The organism is Streptomyces sp. NPDC022552, assembly GCF_055561875.1.
Genome location: NZ_JBVHGJ010000002.1, coordinates 582,858 through 594,909, shown reverse-complemented (window position 1 = coordinate 594,909; position 12,052 = coordinate 582,858). Strand labels below are relative to the sequence as shown.

The 12,052-nt window shown below is 72.2% G+C and carries 13 protein-coding genes; 7 read left to right on the top strand and 6 right to left on the bottom strand.

Annotated elements, in window-relative coordinates:
- Nucleotides 1-17: 17 nt before the first annotated feature.
- From ACZ3OF_RS07600 to ACZ3OF_RS07585, 4 genes are all read right to left on the bottom strand, one after another.
- Nucleotides 18-710 carry a response regulator transcription factor gene (locus ACZ3OF_RS07600; protein ID WP_361669658.1) on the bottom strand — a complete coding sequence of 231 codons (693 nt, stop codon included), beginning with the start codon at nucleotides 708-710 and terminating at the stop codon, nucleotides 18-20.
- The gene (locus ACZ3OF_RS07595) at nucleotides 707-1,936 is read right to left on the bottom strand and encodes a sensor histidine kinase (RefSeq protein WP_361669660.1); all 1,230 of its coding nucleotides are present in this window, start codon (nucleotides 1,934-1,936) and stop codon (nucleotides 707-709) included. The genes ACZ3OF_RS07600 and ACZ3OF_RS07595 overlap by 4 nt, the downstream gene beginning before the upstream one ends.
- An 80-nt stretch (nucleotides 1,937-2,016) precedes the next feature.
- On the bottom strand, nucleotides 2,017-2,295 hold the full coding sequence (gene pspAA / locus ACZ3OF_RS07590) for a PspA-associated protein PspAA (protein WP_361669662.1): 279 nt from the start codon (nucleotides 2,293-2,295) through the stop codon (nucleotides 2,017-2,019).
- A gap of 44 nt (nucleotides 2,296-2,339) precedes the next feature.
- On the bottom strand, nucleotides 2,340-3,134 hold the full coding sequence (locus tag ACZ3OF_RS07585) for a PspA/IM30 family protein (RefSeq protein WP_361669665.1): 795 nt from the start codon (nucleotides 3,132-3,134) through the stop codon (nucleotides 2,340-2,342).
- A 269-nt stretch (nucleotides 3,135-3,403) separates the two neighbouring features.
- Between ACZ3OF_RS07585 and ACZ3OF_RS07580 the strand changes: the two genes are divergently transcribed.
- The 3 genes from ACZ3OF_RS07580 to ACZ3OF_RS07570 all read left to right on the top strand — a co-directional run bounded on the left by ACZ3OF_RS07580 (nucleotide 3,404) and on the right by ACZ3OF_RS07570 (nucleotide 5,962).
- Complete coding sequence (locus ACZ3OF_RS07580; RefSeq protein ID WP_361433217.1) at nucleotides 3,404-4,000, top strand: DUF3043 domain-containing protein; 597 nt, start codon at nucleotides 3,404-3,406, stop codon at nucleotides 3,998-4,000.
- A gap of 92 nt (nucleotides 4,001-4,092) precedes the next feature.
- Nucleotides 4,093-4,827 carry a class I SAM-dependent methyltransferase gene (locus tag ACZ3OF_RS07575; RefSeq protein WP_361669773.1) on the top strand — a complete coding sequence of 245 codons (735 nt, stop codon included), beginning with the start codon at nucleotides 4,093-4,095 and terminating at the stop codon, nucleotides 4,825-4,827.
- Between the two features lie 76 nt (nucleotides 4,828-4,903).
- A complete protein-coding gene (locus tag ACZ3OF_RS07570; RefSeq protein ID WP_467303375.1) occupies nucleotides 4,904-5,962 on the top strand; it encodes a S1C family serine protease in 1,059 nt (352 codons plus the stop codon).
- A 97-nt stretch (nucleotides 5,963-6,059) separates the two neighbouring features.
- Here the strand turns inward: ACZ3OF_RS07570 and ACZ3OF_RS07565 are convergent, their stop codons facing one another.
- On the bottom strand, nucleotides 6,060-6,269 hold the full coding sequence (locus ACZ3OF_RS07565) for a hypothetical protein (protein WP_361669670.1): 210 nt from the start codon (nucleotides 6,267-6,269) through the stop codon (nucleotides 6,060-6,062).
- Nucleotides 6,270-6,360: 91 nt separating this feature from the next.
- Here ACZ3OF_RS07565 and ACZ3OF_RS07560 point away from each other — a divergent pair, with 91 nt between their 5' ends.
- The 4 genes from ACZ3OF_RS07560 to ACZ3OF_RS07545 all read left to right on the top strand — a co-directional run bounded on the left by ACZ3OF_RS07560 (nucleotide 6,361) and on the right by ACZ3OF_RS07545 (nucleotide 11,305).
- Entirely contained in the window at nucleotides 6,361-7,566 is a 1,206-nt protein-coding gene (locus ACZ3OF_RS07560) for a bifunctional adenosylcobinamide kinase/adenosylcobinamide-phosphate guanylyltransferase (RefSeq protein WP_361669673.1), read from the top strand.
- 47 nt (nucleotides 7,567-7,613) lie between these two features.
- On the top strand, nucleotides 7,614-8,702 hold the full coding sequence (cobT, locus tag ACZ3OF_RS07555; protein WP_361669675.1) for a nicotinate-nucleotide--dimethylbenzimidazole phosphoribosyltransferase: 1,089 nt from the start codon (nucleotides 7,614-7,616) through the stop codon (nucleotides 8,700-8,702).
- Between the two features lie 120 nt (nucleotides 8,703-8,822).
- Nucleotides 8,823-10,583, top strand: a complete 1,761-nt coding sequence (locus ACZ3OF_RS07550; protein ID WP_467303372.1) for a phosphatidylglycerol lysyltransferase domain-containing protein — start codon at nucleotides 8,823-8,825, stop codon at nucleotides 10,581-10,583.
- Nucleotides 10,580-11,305 carry a hypothetical protein gene (locus ACZ3OF_RS07545; protein ID WP_467303371.1) on the top strand — a complete coding sequence of 242 codons (726 nt, stop codon included), beginning with the start codon at nucleotides 10,580-10,582 and terminating at the stop codon, nucleotides 11,303-11,305. The genes ACZ3OF_RS07550 and ACZ3OF_RS07545 overlap by 4 nt, the downstream gene beginning before the upstream one ends.
- Here ACZ3OF_RS07545 and ACZ3OF_RS07540 read toward each other — a convergent pair.
- Nucleotides 11,230-12,012, bottom strand: coding sequence for a hypothetical protein (locus ACZ3OF_RS07540; protein WP_361669682.1), 783 nt, complete (start codon nucleotides 12,010-12,012; stop codon nucleotides 11,230-11,232). The two genes, ACZ3OF_RS07545 and ACZ3OF_RS07540, sit on opposite strands and share 76 nt — an antisense overlap.
- Between the last annotated feature and the right edge of the window lie 40 nt (nucleotides 12,013-12,052).

Here is a 12,052-nt window from a genome sequence, read left to right as displayed (position 1 = left end):
TACGCCGGACTACTCCCTCACTCCACCCTTGGACGTACCAGCCCCGACTCGTACGCCGTGACCACCAGCTGGGCCCGGTCCCGCGCGCCGAGTTTGGCCATGGCCCGGTTCACATGCGTCTTCACCGTGAGGGGGCTGACCTCCAGGCGTTCGGCGATCTCGTCGTTGGAGTGGCCGCCGGCGACGAGGACGAGGACCTCGCGTTCGCGGGTGGTGAGGGCGGCCAGACGCTCGGAGTACGCCGGCGAGTCCGGGTCGTCGTCGGTTCCCGAACTTCCGCCCTGCGCCAGGAACTTGGCGATCAGGCCCTTGGTCGCGACGGGCGAGAGCAGGGCCTCTCCGGCGGCGGCGATACGGATGGCGTTCAGCAGTTCGTCCGGTTCCGCCCCCTTGCCGAGGAAGCCCGACGCCCCGGCACGGAGCGACTGCACGACGTACTCGTCCACCTCGAAGGTGGTCAGCATGACGATCCGTACGTCGGCCAGCTCCGGGTCCGCGGTGATGAGACGGGTCGCGGCCAGCCCGTCCGTACCCGGCATCCGGATGTCCATCAGGACGACGTCGGCCCGGGTGGACCGGGCGAGCTCGACCGCCTCCGCCCCGTCCGCCGCCTCGGCGACGACCTCCATGTCCGGCTCGGAGTTCACGAGCACCTTGAAGGCGCTGCGGAGCAGCGCCTGGTCGTCGGCGAGCAGTACCCGGATGGTCATGTGTCCTCCCCCGTACGGGCCGTCACGGGCAGTATCGCCTGTACGCGGAAGCCTCCGCCGTAGCGGGGTGCCGCGGTCAGCGTGCCGCCGAGGGCGCTGACGCGCTCGCGCATGCCGATCAGCCCGTGGCCCCCTCTGCCGTCGTCGGGCGCCGCCTGCTGCGGTACGCCGTTGTCGAGGACGGTGATCTCGACGGTCCGGCCGACCCGCACGACGCTCACCTCCGCCTTGGCGCCCGGGCCGGCGTGCTTCTGCACATTGGTCAGCGCCTCCTGGATGATCCGGTACGCGGCGAGGTCCACGGCCGCCGGCAGCGCGGCGTCGTCACTGGCGCGTGCCAGCTCTACCGGCAGGCCGGCGTGGCGGAAGGTCGCGAGGAGCTCGTCGAGGACGGTGAGGCCGGGGGCCGGTTCGGTGGGCGCCTCCGGGTCGCCGGACTGGCGGAGCAGGCCGACGGTGGCACGCAGCTCGTTGAGGGCGGAGCGGCTGGCGTTGCGGACGTGGGCCAGGGCCTCCTTGGCCTGGTCGGGCCGCTTGTCCATGACGTGCGCGGCGACTCCGGCCTGGACGTTGACCAGGGCGATGTGGTGGGCGACGACGTCGTGCAGATCGCGGGCGATCCGCAGGCGCTCCTCGGCGACCCGGCGCCTGGCCTCCTCGTCCCGGGTCCGCTCGGCGCGCTCGGCCCGTTCCCGTATGGCGTCGACGAAGGCTCGGCGACTGCGGACGGCGTCGCCCGCGGCCGCGGCCATGCCGGTCCAGGCGAAGATCCCGAGGTTCTCCTGCGCGTACCAGGGGGTGGGTCCGAACAGCATTGCCCCGCAGGTCAGCACGGCCATCGTGACGAGGCCGACGCGCCAGGTGGTGGGGCGGTCGGTGCGGGCGGCGACCGTGTAGAGCGCGACGACGGCGCTCATCGTGACGGGGGCCGGGCTGTTGTCGGTGATCAGCTCGGCGAGGGTGACACCACCGGTGAAGGCGAGGACGGCGAGGGGGTCGCGCCGCCGCAGGACCAGGGCGGCGGCGCCGAGCACCATGAGAAGCACGCTGCTCACGTCGGGGGTGCGGTCGCCGAAGGTGGGGCCGTTGCGGCTGCCGTGGGGGTCGGCGAAGGAGGCCGTGATCATGCAGGCGAGCACGGCGAACGCGAGGGCCCCGTCGAAGGCGAGGGGGTGCGCCCGCAGCCACTGCCGGCTCCGCTGGAAGCCGCTGTCGAGGGAGGTCACGACAGGCAACGGTACGGGGTGGGACGCGCGGGTGCCCCGCTCCCTCGGGCGGGGGCGGGGCACCGGTGCGTCGGAGCGGCTCAGCCCGGGATGAGGCCGTCGTCGGAGAGCATCTCGCGCACCTCGTCGAGGGTCGCGTCCGGCGACGGCAGGATCAGCTCGGAGGGTTCCAGGGCGTCGTCCGGGAGGGGCTCACCGAGCCGGCGGACCTCGTCGAGCAGCGCGCACAGGGTCCGGCGGAAACCGGCGGAGTCCCCCGACTCCATCTCTGCGAGCAGCTCGTCGTCCAGCTTGTTCAGCTCGGCGAAGTGGCTGTCGGCCAGAATCCACTGGCCCTCCCCCATGATCCGTACGATCATGACGCGTCCTTCGGGCTCGTTCCTGCTCGCTGCGGCTTCTCGCTCTACTGCTTGTCGAAGCGGGGCTGGGACTGCTGGTCCTGCGGCGTGGCCGTGCCGTTGCCGCCCTCGATGGCCTGCTTCGAGGCCGAGGGGCCACCGGCGAGCTCCGCCTTCATCCGCTGGAGCTCCAGCTCGACGTCCGTACCGCCGGACAGCCGGTCCAGCTCGGCCTGGATGTCGTCCTTGGCCAGGCCCGACTGGTCGTCGAGCGCGCCCGAGGCGAGCAGCTCGTCGATCGCGCCGGCGCGCGCCTGGAGCTGCGCCGTCTTGTCCTCGGCGCGCTGGATGGCCACGCCGACGTCGCTCATCTCCTCCGAGATGCCGGAGAAGGACTCGGCGATCCGGGTCTGCGCCTGGGCAGCCGTGTACGTCGCCTTGATGGTCTCCTTCTTCGTGCGGAAGGCGTCCACCTTGGCCTGGAGGCGCTGCGCGGCCAGCGTGAGCTTCTCCTCCTCGCCCTGCAGCGTCTGATGCTGCACCTCGAGGTCGCTCACCTGCTGCTGGAGCGCCGCCCGCCGGGAGAGCGCCTCACGGGCCAGGTCCTCGCGGCCGAGCGCCAGCGCCTTGCGGCCCTGGTCCTCCAGCTTCGCGGACTGGCCCTGGAGCTGGTTCAGCTGCAGTTCGAGCCGCTTGCGCGACGTCGCCACGTCGGCGACGCCCCGGCGGACCTTCTGCAGGAGCTCCAGCTGCTTCTGGTAGGAGTAATCGAGGGTCTCGCGCGGATCCTCGGCCCGGTCAAGGGCCTTGTTTGCCTTCGCGCGGAAGATCATCCCCATACGCTTCATGACACCGCTCATGGGCTTCGCGCGCCCCCTTCTGACGGACTCGGCTCAAGCACTCCAACAGGATCCACAGTACGGGCCCTGTCTCCATTGACGCACTGTTCGGGGCCGGATGTGCTCCTCCCCAAGGACGAGTACGAGCGGACTCTCTCCGGCCCAGGGAGTAGGTGGACCTCGGGGAAACCGTGCGTGTCGTCCGTACGTACCCCCACAGACGCGGGCCGATACCAGATCGTTCCCGCCCGCACTGGGGTCCACACCCCCCACCACGTACCCTGGGCCTTGTGTTCCGTAGCCGTTCCAAGGAAGAGAAGGCCCCCACCGACAAGGTGACGGCGGACCTCTCCAAGCAGCCCCGCGACCCCGAGGCCCCCAAGGGCCGCCCGACCCCGAAGCGGAGTGAGGCGCAGACCCAGCGCCGTCGCGCCGCGACGGTGCCGACCGACCGCAAGGAGGCCGCCAAGCGCCAGCGCGAGGCCCGCCGCTCCGACCTGGCCCGCCAGCGCGAGGCGCTGGCCAGCGGCGACGAGCGTTATCTGCCGGCCCGCGACAAGGGTCCGGTCCGCCGCTTCGTGCGTGACTTCGTCGACTCGCGCTTCGCGATCGCCGAGTTCTTCCTGCCGATGGCCGTGGTGATCCTCGTGCTGTCGATGATCCGTGTCCCGGTGCTGCAGAACGTCTCTCTGCTGCTCTGGCTCGGTGTGATCGTGATGATCGTCATCGACTCGATCGGCATCTGGCTCCGTCTGAAGAAGCAGCTCAACGAGCGCTTCCCGAACGAGCCGAAGCGCGGTGCCGTGGCCTACGGCCTGATGCGTACGCTCCAGATGCGCCGACTGCGACTGCCGAAGCCGCAGGTCAAGCGCGGAGAGCGGCCCTGAGCGCGGTCAGCTCCGAGTCCGGTACGGGTACGGGTACGGGTGGCACTCCGCTGCTGCCCGCCACCTCCCCGTGGCCGAGCGGGTACGGCGGGCTGCGCGAGACCGTCCGCCAGGAGCTCGTCGCGCGCCAGCTCGACGAGCAGATAGCCGGCCGCTACCCGGTGGGGCAGCGGCTGCGGATCCTGGACGCGGGCATGGGGCAGGGCGCCCAGGCGCTGCGCCTCGCCAGGGCCGGTCACACGGTGACCGGTCTGGAGTCCGATCCCGAGCTGCTCAAGGCCGCCCGTGACTCGCTGGCGACCGAACCGGCGGGGATCCGTGAGCGGGTCCGGCTGATCGAGGGTGACGGCCGCGAGACGGGCGTCCACTTCCTGCCGGGCAGCTTCGACGTCGTGCTCTGCCACGGCGTGCTGATGTACGCGGACGAGCCGGACGCTCTCCTCGCGGGCCTCGCCCGGATGCTGGCGCCCGGTGGTCTGCTCTCCCTGGTCGTACGGAACGCCGACGCCCTGGCCATGCGGCCGGGCCTGGCCGGGGACTGGTCGGGAGCACTGTCCGGCTTCGACTCGGACACGTACACCGACGACAACGGCTTCAAGGTCCGGGCCGACCGGCTCGACGCGCTGACGTCGACGCTGGCGGGGATCGCCGCACCGCTGCACGCCTGGTACGGCGTGCGGGTCTTCACCGACGGGGTGGCGGGCGACGTGGGCCTGCCGGCCGCCGACGAGCTGGAACGGCTGCTGGCCGCGGAGGACCGGGCCGGGCGGGCGGACCCGTACCGCAGGGTCGCGGCGCTGCTGCACCTGTGCGGGGTCAGGGGCTGACACCCGCGCGTCCCGCGCCCCCTGATCGGCCGCCTCCACCGAGGCGTACGGATCTGACGAACGCGATACTCCGGACATGGATGTCTTCCGTGCCCGACGCCTCCTGCTGCCTCTGACGGCCGGCGCCTGCACGGCGGCCCTCGTCTCGGGCTGCTCGTCCGACGCCGCACCACGTACGGAGGCCTCCACCCAGGCCGCGGCCCCGCTCGTCACCAACGAGCTCCAGGACGACTACCGGGCCGTGATCAAGGACGTCCTGCCGTCGGTCGTCCAGATCGACGCGTCGGCCGGGCTCGGCTCGGGGGTCGTCTACGACGGCCGGGGGCACATCGTCACCAACGCGCATGTGATCGGCGACGAGAAGTCCTTCCGGGTCACGGCGGCCACCGGCAAGGAGCCGATGGCGGCGCGGCTGGTCGCCACCTATCCCGAGCAGGATCTCGCGGTCATCCGGCTGGACTCCGTGCCGCCGGGGCTGAAGCCGGCGACGTTCGGCGACTCGGCCGAGGTCGACATGGGGCACATCGTGCTGGCGATGGGTTCCCCGCTGGGGCTGTCCGGCAGCGTCACCCAGGGCATCGTCTCGGCCACCGGCCGCACGGTCAGCGAGGGCACCACGGGCGGCGGTACGGGGGCGACCATCGGGAACATGGTCCAGACGTCGGCCGCGATCAACCCGGGCAACAGCGGGGGCGCGCTGGTCAACCTGGACGGCGAGGTCATCGGCATCCCGACGCTCGCGGCGTCGGATCCGGGGCTCGGCGGGGGCTCGGTGCCGGGGATCGGCTTCGCGATCCCGGTGTCGATGGTGCGGACCGTCGCGGACCAGATCATCAAGGACGGCAAGGTCACCGACTCGGGGCGGGCTGCCCTGGACATCACGGGCCGGACGGTCCTCGACGGCGCCTACGAGCCGGAGGGGGTCGCGGTGGTCGAGGCGCCGGCCGGCGGGGCGGCGGGCCGGGCGGGGATCAGGCCAGGCGATGTGATCACCCGTATCGGGGACGCGCCGGTCACAACGATCACCTCACTCCAGGAGGCGCTGGCGTCGATGAAGCCGGGCGACAGGGTGACAGTGGTGTACGAGCGGGGCGGCACCGAGGCCAGGGCGCAGGTCACCCTCGGGGAGATCTGAACGGGCGGCCCGGACCCACCGGGGTCCGGGCCGCCCGGCGTTCGAACGGCACGGCCCGGGACCCCTCGGGACCCGGGCCGCCCCGGCGTTCAGGGGCCTAGGCCTCCGCGGCCGAGCGGAGGGACATCGTGTAGATCTCCGTGTCGTCCTCGAAGAGCCTGACCTGCTCGGCGCCGCCCTCCAGGAGGTCCTTCCAGACCTCACCGATCCAGGATTCGGCGTCGCCCTGGGTGGTCCAGTCCTCCGGTTCCACCGCGGGAGCCGTCTCCGAGCCGTCGGCCTTCTCGAACCGCCACGTCCATGCCATGTCCGCCTCCTGAGGTTCACCGGATGATCGGTTTCCTGCCCGCAGCGTAGCCGGGCGCGCACCCCTTGCGGCGACGCGGGAGGATCAAGGGGTGGAACTGACTCTGCTCGGCACCGGCGCCCCCCTCGGGCTCCCCCGCCCCGAATGCCCCTGCGCCGTGTGCGCGACCTCCCGTGGCGACCGGGCGCGGGCCGCCACCTCGCTCCTCGTGGACGAGTCGCTGCTGCTCGATCTGACGCCCGGGGCCGCTCTGGCGGCCGCCCGGGCCGGGCACTCGCTGGTCGGCGTACGGCAGGTGCTGCTCACGCATCCGCACGACGGGCCCGCGGTGGAGGTCCCCGCCGGGCTGCCGGCCGCGGGGCGGGTGCCGGACGGCAGGGAGTTGACGCTGATCAGCGGGCACCGGGTGCGGGCCGTGTCGATGGACTCGCCGGGTACGGGGTACGAGGTGACCTCGCCGGACGGGGAGCGGCTCCTCTATCTGCCGCCCGGCGGTTCCCCCGCCGGTCTGCCGGACGACGACCGGCCGCCGTACGACATGGTCGTCATGGACGTCACCGGCCGGTCCGACGCGCTGGCGCGGCTGCGGTCGGCCGGGGCGGTCGGGGCGAGCACCGACGTGATCGCCGTCCATCTCGACCACGACGTGCCGAACGGTGCCGAGCTGGACCGGCGGCTCGCCGCGGCCGGGGCGCGGACGGTGCCGGACGGCACGACGCTGTACGTCGGTGAGTACCACGCCGTGCCCGACGTGCCGCGCCGCACGCTGGTGACCGGAGGGGCGCGGTCGGGCAAGTCGGTGGAGGCCGAGCGTCGTCTGGAGACGTTCCCCGAGGTGCTGTACGTGGCGACCGGCGGGACGCGCGAGGGCGACCCGGAGTGGGCGCATCGGGTGGCCCTGCACCGGGACAGGCGGCCGGGCTCCTGGCGTACGTCCGAGACATGCGACCTCGTCCCGCTCCTTCAGGAGGCCGACGGGCCCGCGCTGCTGATCGACTGTCTGTCGCTGTGGCTGACGGACGCGATGGACCAGGTGGGTGCCTGGGACGACGAGCGCTGGGCGAACGGCGGGCAGGAGGCGCTGCGGAAGCGGGTCGAGGAGCTGGTGGCGGCGGTCCGCGCCACCTCCCGCACGGTCGTCGCCGTCACCAACGAGGTGGGGTCGGGGGTCGTACCGGCCACCGCGTCGGGGCGGCGCTACCGGGACGAGCTGGGCCGGCTGAACGCGGCCTTCGGTGACGAGTGCGAGCAGGTGCTCCTCGTCGCAGCGGGCCAGGCTCTGGTGCTGCGCGGGTAGGGTTCGATCACCCATGCCAACGCCGACCGACGTCACGAGGAAGAGCCTTGAACCTGGACGACTTCTCCGATCTGATCGAGCGCCCCGACGGCGGGGTGCGACGTGACGCCGAGGACCGCCGGGAGCGGCTGATCGTTCCCCCCGGCGCGCTCGGCCGGCTCGACGAGCTCGGCGAGTGGCTCTCGGCGGCGCAGGGTTCGGTCGAGGTGCGGGCGATCGAGCAGCCGAAGGTGGTGCTCTTCGCGGGCGACCACGGGGTGGCCTCGCTCGGGGTGTCGGGCCGCCCGGCCGGGACGGCGCACGAGCTGGTCCGCTCGGTGCTCGACGGCGGGAGTCCGGTGGCGGTGCTGGCCCGCACCGCAGGCGTGCCGGTACGGGTCGTGGACGCCGGTCTGGACTGCGACCCGGAGCTGCTGCCCGCCGAGGTCGTGCGGCACCGGGTGCGGCGCGGCAGCGGCCGGATCGACATCGAGAACGCGCTGACCACAGAGGAGACCGAGGCGGCGCTCCGGCTCGGTATGGCGATCGCCGACGAGGAGGCCGACTCGGGCACCGATCTGGTCGTGCTCGGCGATCTCAGCGTGGGCGGCACGACACCGGCCTCGACCCTGATCGCCGCCCTGTGCGGGACGGACGCCTCGGTGGTCACCGGCCGTGGTGGCACGGGCATCGACGATCTGGCGTGGATGCGCAAGTGCGCGGCGGTCCGGGACGCGCTGCGTCGCGCGCGGCCGGTCCTGGGCGACCAGGTGGAGCTGCTCGCCGCGGTCGGCGGGGCGGATCTGGCGGCGATGACGGGCTTCCTGCTGCAGAGCGCCGTCCGCCGGATGCCGGTGGTCCTGGACGGTGTGGTGGCCGCCGCGTGCGCCCTGGTGGCGCAGCGGGCGGCGTTCCGGGCGCCGGACTGGTGGCTGGCGGGCCAGGTGAGCGGTGAGCCGGCGCAGACGAAGGCGCTGGACCGGATGGCGCTCAACCCGCTGCTCGATCACGGCGTCACTGTGGGCGAGGGAACCGGGGCACTGCTCGCTCTTCCCCTCGTCCAGGCCGCCGCCGCACTGGCGGCGGAGCTGCCCGAGCGGCCGGAACCGACCATTCCGGAGGACGCGCCGGGCGGCGCGCCCGACGAGGAGAGCTAGACGGATCACGGCGCCGGAAGCGGTCCCTCCCCCAGGACTTCACCCTGGGGGACCCCCTGGCGGGAACGACCGCTTCCGCCGCCCCGCCATGGCGAGCGACGCCCCATATGATCGCTTTTCATGGGAGAGGTCCGTTTGTCCACCGAAGGAACGCCCCGGGGCACCGCCCGCTCGCGGCGCAGCGCCGCGTTCGCAATCTGGTACCTGCGCGCCGTCACGTTCATCAACTTCCTGAGCGCCGTCTGGGTCTCGCTGGGCCAGGACCTCCGCCGGCACAACACGGACGACTACTTCACGCCGTACCTGCTGACCGCGGGCTTCGCCTCGGGCGTCTTCACGCTCTTCCTGGCGATCACCATGCGCCGTCGCAAGCGCGCCGCGTGGATCCTCAACATCGTCCTCAGCGGTCTCTTCCTGCTGCTCTTCGCCCTCGCCATGGCGTTCCCGGAGATCCGGCAGCACGCACAGAACTGGATCTCGCTCGCCCTGACCGCCGCGTTCGTCCTCGCGCTGATCCTCGGCCGCAAGGAGTTCTACGCCAAGGGCGACCGCTCCAACCCGCTCCTCGCCGCCGCCGTCGCGGTCGGCGGCCTCCTGGTCACCTCGCTCCTGGCCGCGTTCCTGGTCACCGTCACCAACACCTCGACGGGCACCTCCACGTTCCTCGAGCGCTGGCGGTACGGCGTGATGCGGCTGATCACCCTGGCCGCCGACGACTCGCGCTTCGACGGGATCGCCACCCCCGGCTGGGTCGACGTCACCATCAACGTGCTGTCCACGCTCCTGATCATCGCCGTGCTCTACGCCGCGTTCCGCTCGCGCCGGGCCGTCGACCCGCTGACGGACGCCGACGAGGAGAGGCTGCGGCTCATCCTGGAGAAGCAGGGCGAGCGCGACTCGCTCGGCTACTTCGCGCTGCGCCGCGAGAAGAGCGTGGTGTGGTCCCCCAGCGAGAAGGCCGCCATCGCCTACCGGGTCGTCGGCGGGGTCTCGCTCGCCTCGGGCGACCCGATCGGCGACCCCGAGGCCTGGCCGGGCGCCATCGAGCCGTGGCTCGCCGAGGCCCGCGAGCACGGCTGGATCCCGGCCGTGATGGGTGCGAGCGAGGAGGCCGGCACCGTCTACGCCCGGCACGGCCTGGACGCACTGGAGCTGGGCGACGAGGCGATCGTGGAGACCGACGAGTTCACCCTCGACGGCCGCGCCATGCGGACCGTCCGGCAGGCGTACAACCGGGTGAAGCGGGCCGGGTACGAGGTCCGGATCCGGCGCCACGAGGACATCCCCGCCGACGAGATGGACGCGCTGCTCCGCAAGGCCGACGACTGGCGCGACGGGGCCACCGAGCGCGGCTTCTCGATGGCGCTCGGCCGGCTGGGCGACCCCCGGGACGGGCGGTGCGTGATGCTGGAGTGCACCGACGAGTCGGGCGAGCTGCGGGCGGTGCTCTCCTTCGTCCCCTGGGGCCCCAAGGGCCTCTCGCTGGACCTGATGCGCCGCGACCGGGACGCCGAGAACGGCCTGATGGAGTTCATGGTCATCGAGCTCCTCCAGCGCGCCAAGGAGATCGGGATCACGCAGGTCTCGCTCAACTTCGCCATGTTCCGTTCCGTCTTCGAACGTGGCTCGAAGCTCGGGGCGGGTCCCGTGCTGAGGATGTGGCGTTCGCTCCTCAGCTTCTTCTCCCGCTGGTGGCAGATCGAGTCACTGTACCGCGCCAACGCCAAGTACCGACCGATCTGGGAGCCCCGCTTCATGCTCTTCGAGAAGAGCGCCGACCTGCTGCGCATCGGCCTCGCCGCCGGGCGTGCCGAGGGCTTCCTGGAGGCCCCGGGCCTGCCGAAGTGGATGCACCGCAAACACCTGGAGGGCAAGCGGTGAGGTCCGCGCTCAAGGACTTCGCCCGCCGCGAGTGGGGGCCCCTCTGGACCGCCGTACGCACCGCGCTCGTCACCCGGCGGTGGAGGGCCGTCCCGATGACGCTGGGCGCGGTGTGCCTCACGGCGCTCTTCCAGCTCGTGCAGAACCAGGACTGGGGCTATCAGCCGGTCCAGAACATCGGCTCGGTGCGCGCCGAGGACCCGCTGTGGCTCGCGCTGCTGCGCACCCCGCTCTCCCTGTTCGTGCCGGCGCTCGACCTGCCCGTGTGGGGTGCGCTGGCGCAGATCCTGCTGGTCTTCGGCATCGCCGAGATCTGCCTGGGAAGGTGGCGGACCCTCGCCATCGCCTATCTGGCGACGCTGGCCGGGACGCTGTACGCGCGCGTGGGCATCGCGCTCGGCCCGGACGGCCCGCTGGGGCTGCCCGCCTCCGACGCCCAGGTCGTCGACACCGGCCCGTCGGCGGCCGTGGTCGGCCTGGCCGTGTACGTCTGCCGGCGCTACCGGGCCCAGTGGACCGGCGCGCTCGTGGTCGTCGCGATGGTGGTGGAGGTGCTGGTCAAGTCCAACCTGGCGGGCAAGGAGCATCTCGCGGCGATCGCCGCCGTGCTGGTGCTCATCGCGGTCGTGGCCTGGCGCGAGCGCCGTCAGCCGCCACCGCCGGACCCCGAGCCGGGGGTACGGCCCGGCACCCGTTCCTGGAAACCGCCGATCACGTCCTGAAGCCTGCGGCGCACCTTGTCCCAGCGCCGGTCGTGCCGGTAGGTGCGCAGCCGGGAGCGGGCGCGGGCCTTGGGGCGGCTGCGGTAGAAACGCCGGGACCACCAGGAGCCGGGCCGGGCGAGGCGGAGCGCCCCGACGATCGCCACGAAGGGCACGAGGGTCCCGACCACCGCCAGCCGGAACTTCCCCTTCACCAGGGCGATCAGGACGAAGAGGAAGTTGACGAGCAGCGTGAGGACGAAGGCTGCCCGGTTCTGCCGCTCGTCCGGCGTCAGTTCGTTGACGCCGAGCGGCGAGAAGCCGCCGAGGACCAGCACCACCAGGGCAGCGGTGAGGACGACGATCTCGACGCTCTTGCGCCCCTGGTCGCTCCAGTAGACGTCGTCGAGGTGGAGGATCAGCGCGAACTCGTCCAGGACGAGCCCCGCGCCGACTCCGAAGATCGCCGCGAAGACACAGGCGGTGACCCCCTCCCGGCCGCTGGCGACCGCCCCGAAACCGCCCACGACGGTCAGGACGACGCCCGGTACGACGTGGTGGATGTGCAGCCCGCCCGCGGACTTCACATTGCCGAACGGGCCCTTCCCCGCCCGGATCATCCGCACGATCATCCGCGTGACCAGGAAGGTCACCACGAACGAGAACAGGGCGATGAGCAGCGGGAGTTTCCCCGGCTCGACGAAGTTGCGGTAGAACCAGTGACCCATGCCACCCGCTTCAGATATGCGCCGTTTACGCGATATGCGC

Coding starts and splice junctions, on each gene's coding strand:
- ACZ3OF_RS07585 (WP_361669665.1), bottom strand. CDS start 3,134: ATGAGCGGTGTCATGAAGCGTATGGGGATGATCTTCCGCGCGAAGGCA.
- ACZ3OF_RS07600 (WP_361669658.1), bottom strand. CDS start 710: ATGACCATCCGGGTACTGCTCGCCGACGACCAGGCGCTGCTCCGCAGC.
- ACZ3OF_RS07570 (WP_467303375.1), top strand. CDS start 4,904: ATGGATGTCTTCCGTGCCCGACGCCTCCTGCTGCCTCTGACGGCCGGC.
- ACZ3OF_RS07550 (WP_467303372.1), top strand. CDS start 8,823: ATGGGAGAGGTCCGTTTGTCCACCGAAGGAACGCCCCGGGGCACCGCC.
- ACZ3OF_RS07540 (WP_361669682.1), bottom strand. CDS start 12,012: ATGGGTCACTGGTTCTACCGCAACTTCGTCGAGCCGGGGAAACTCCCG.
- pspAA (WP_361669662.1), bottom strand. CDS start 2,295: ATGATCGTACGGATCATGGGGGAGGGCCAGTGGATTCTGGCCGACAGC.
- ACZ3OF_RS07565 (WP_361669670.1), bottom strand. CDS start 6,269: ATGGCATGGACGTGGCGGTTCGAGAAGGCCGACGGCTCGGAGACGGCT.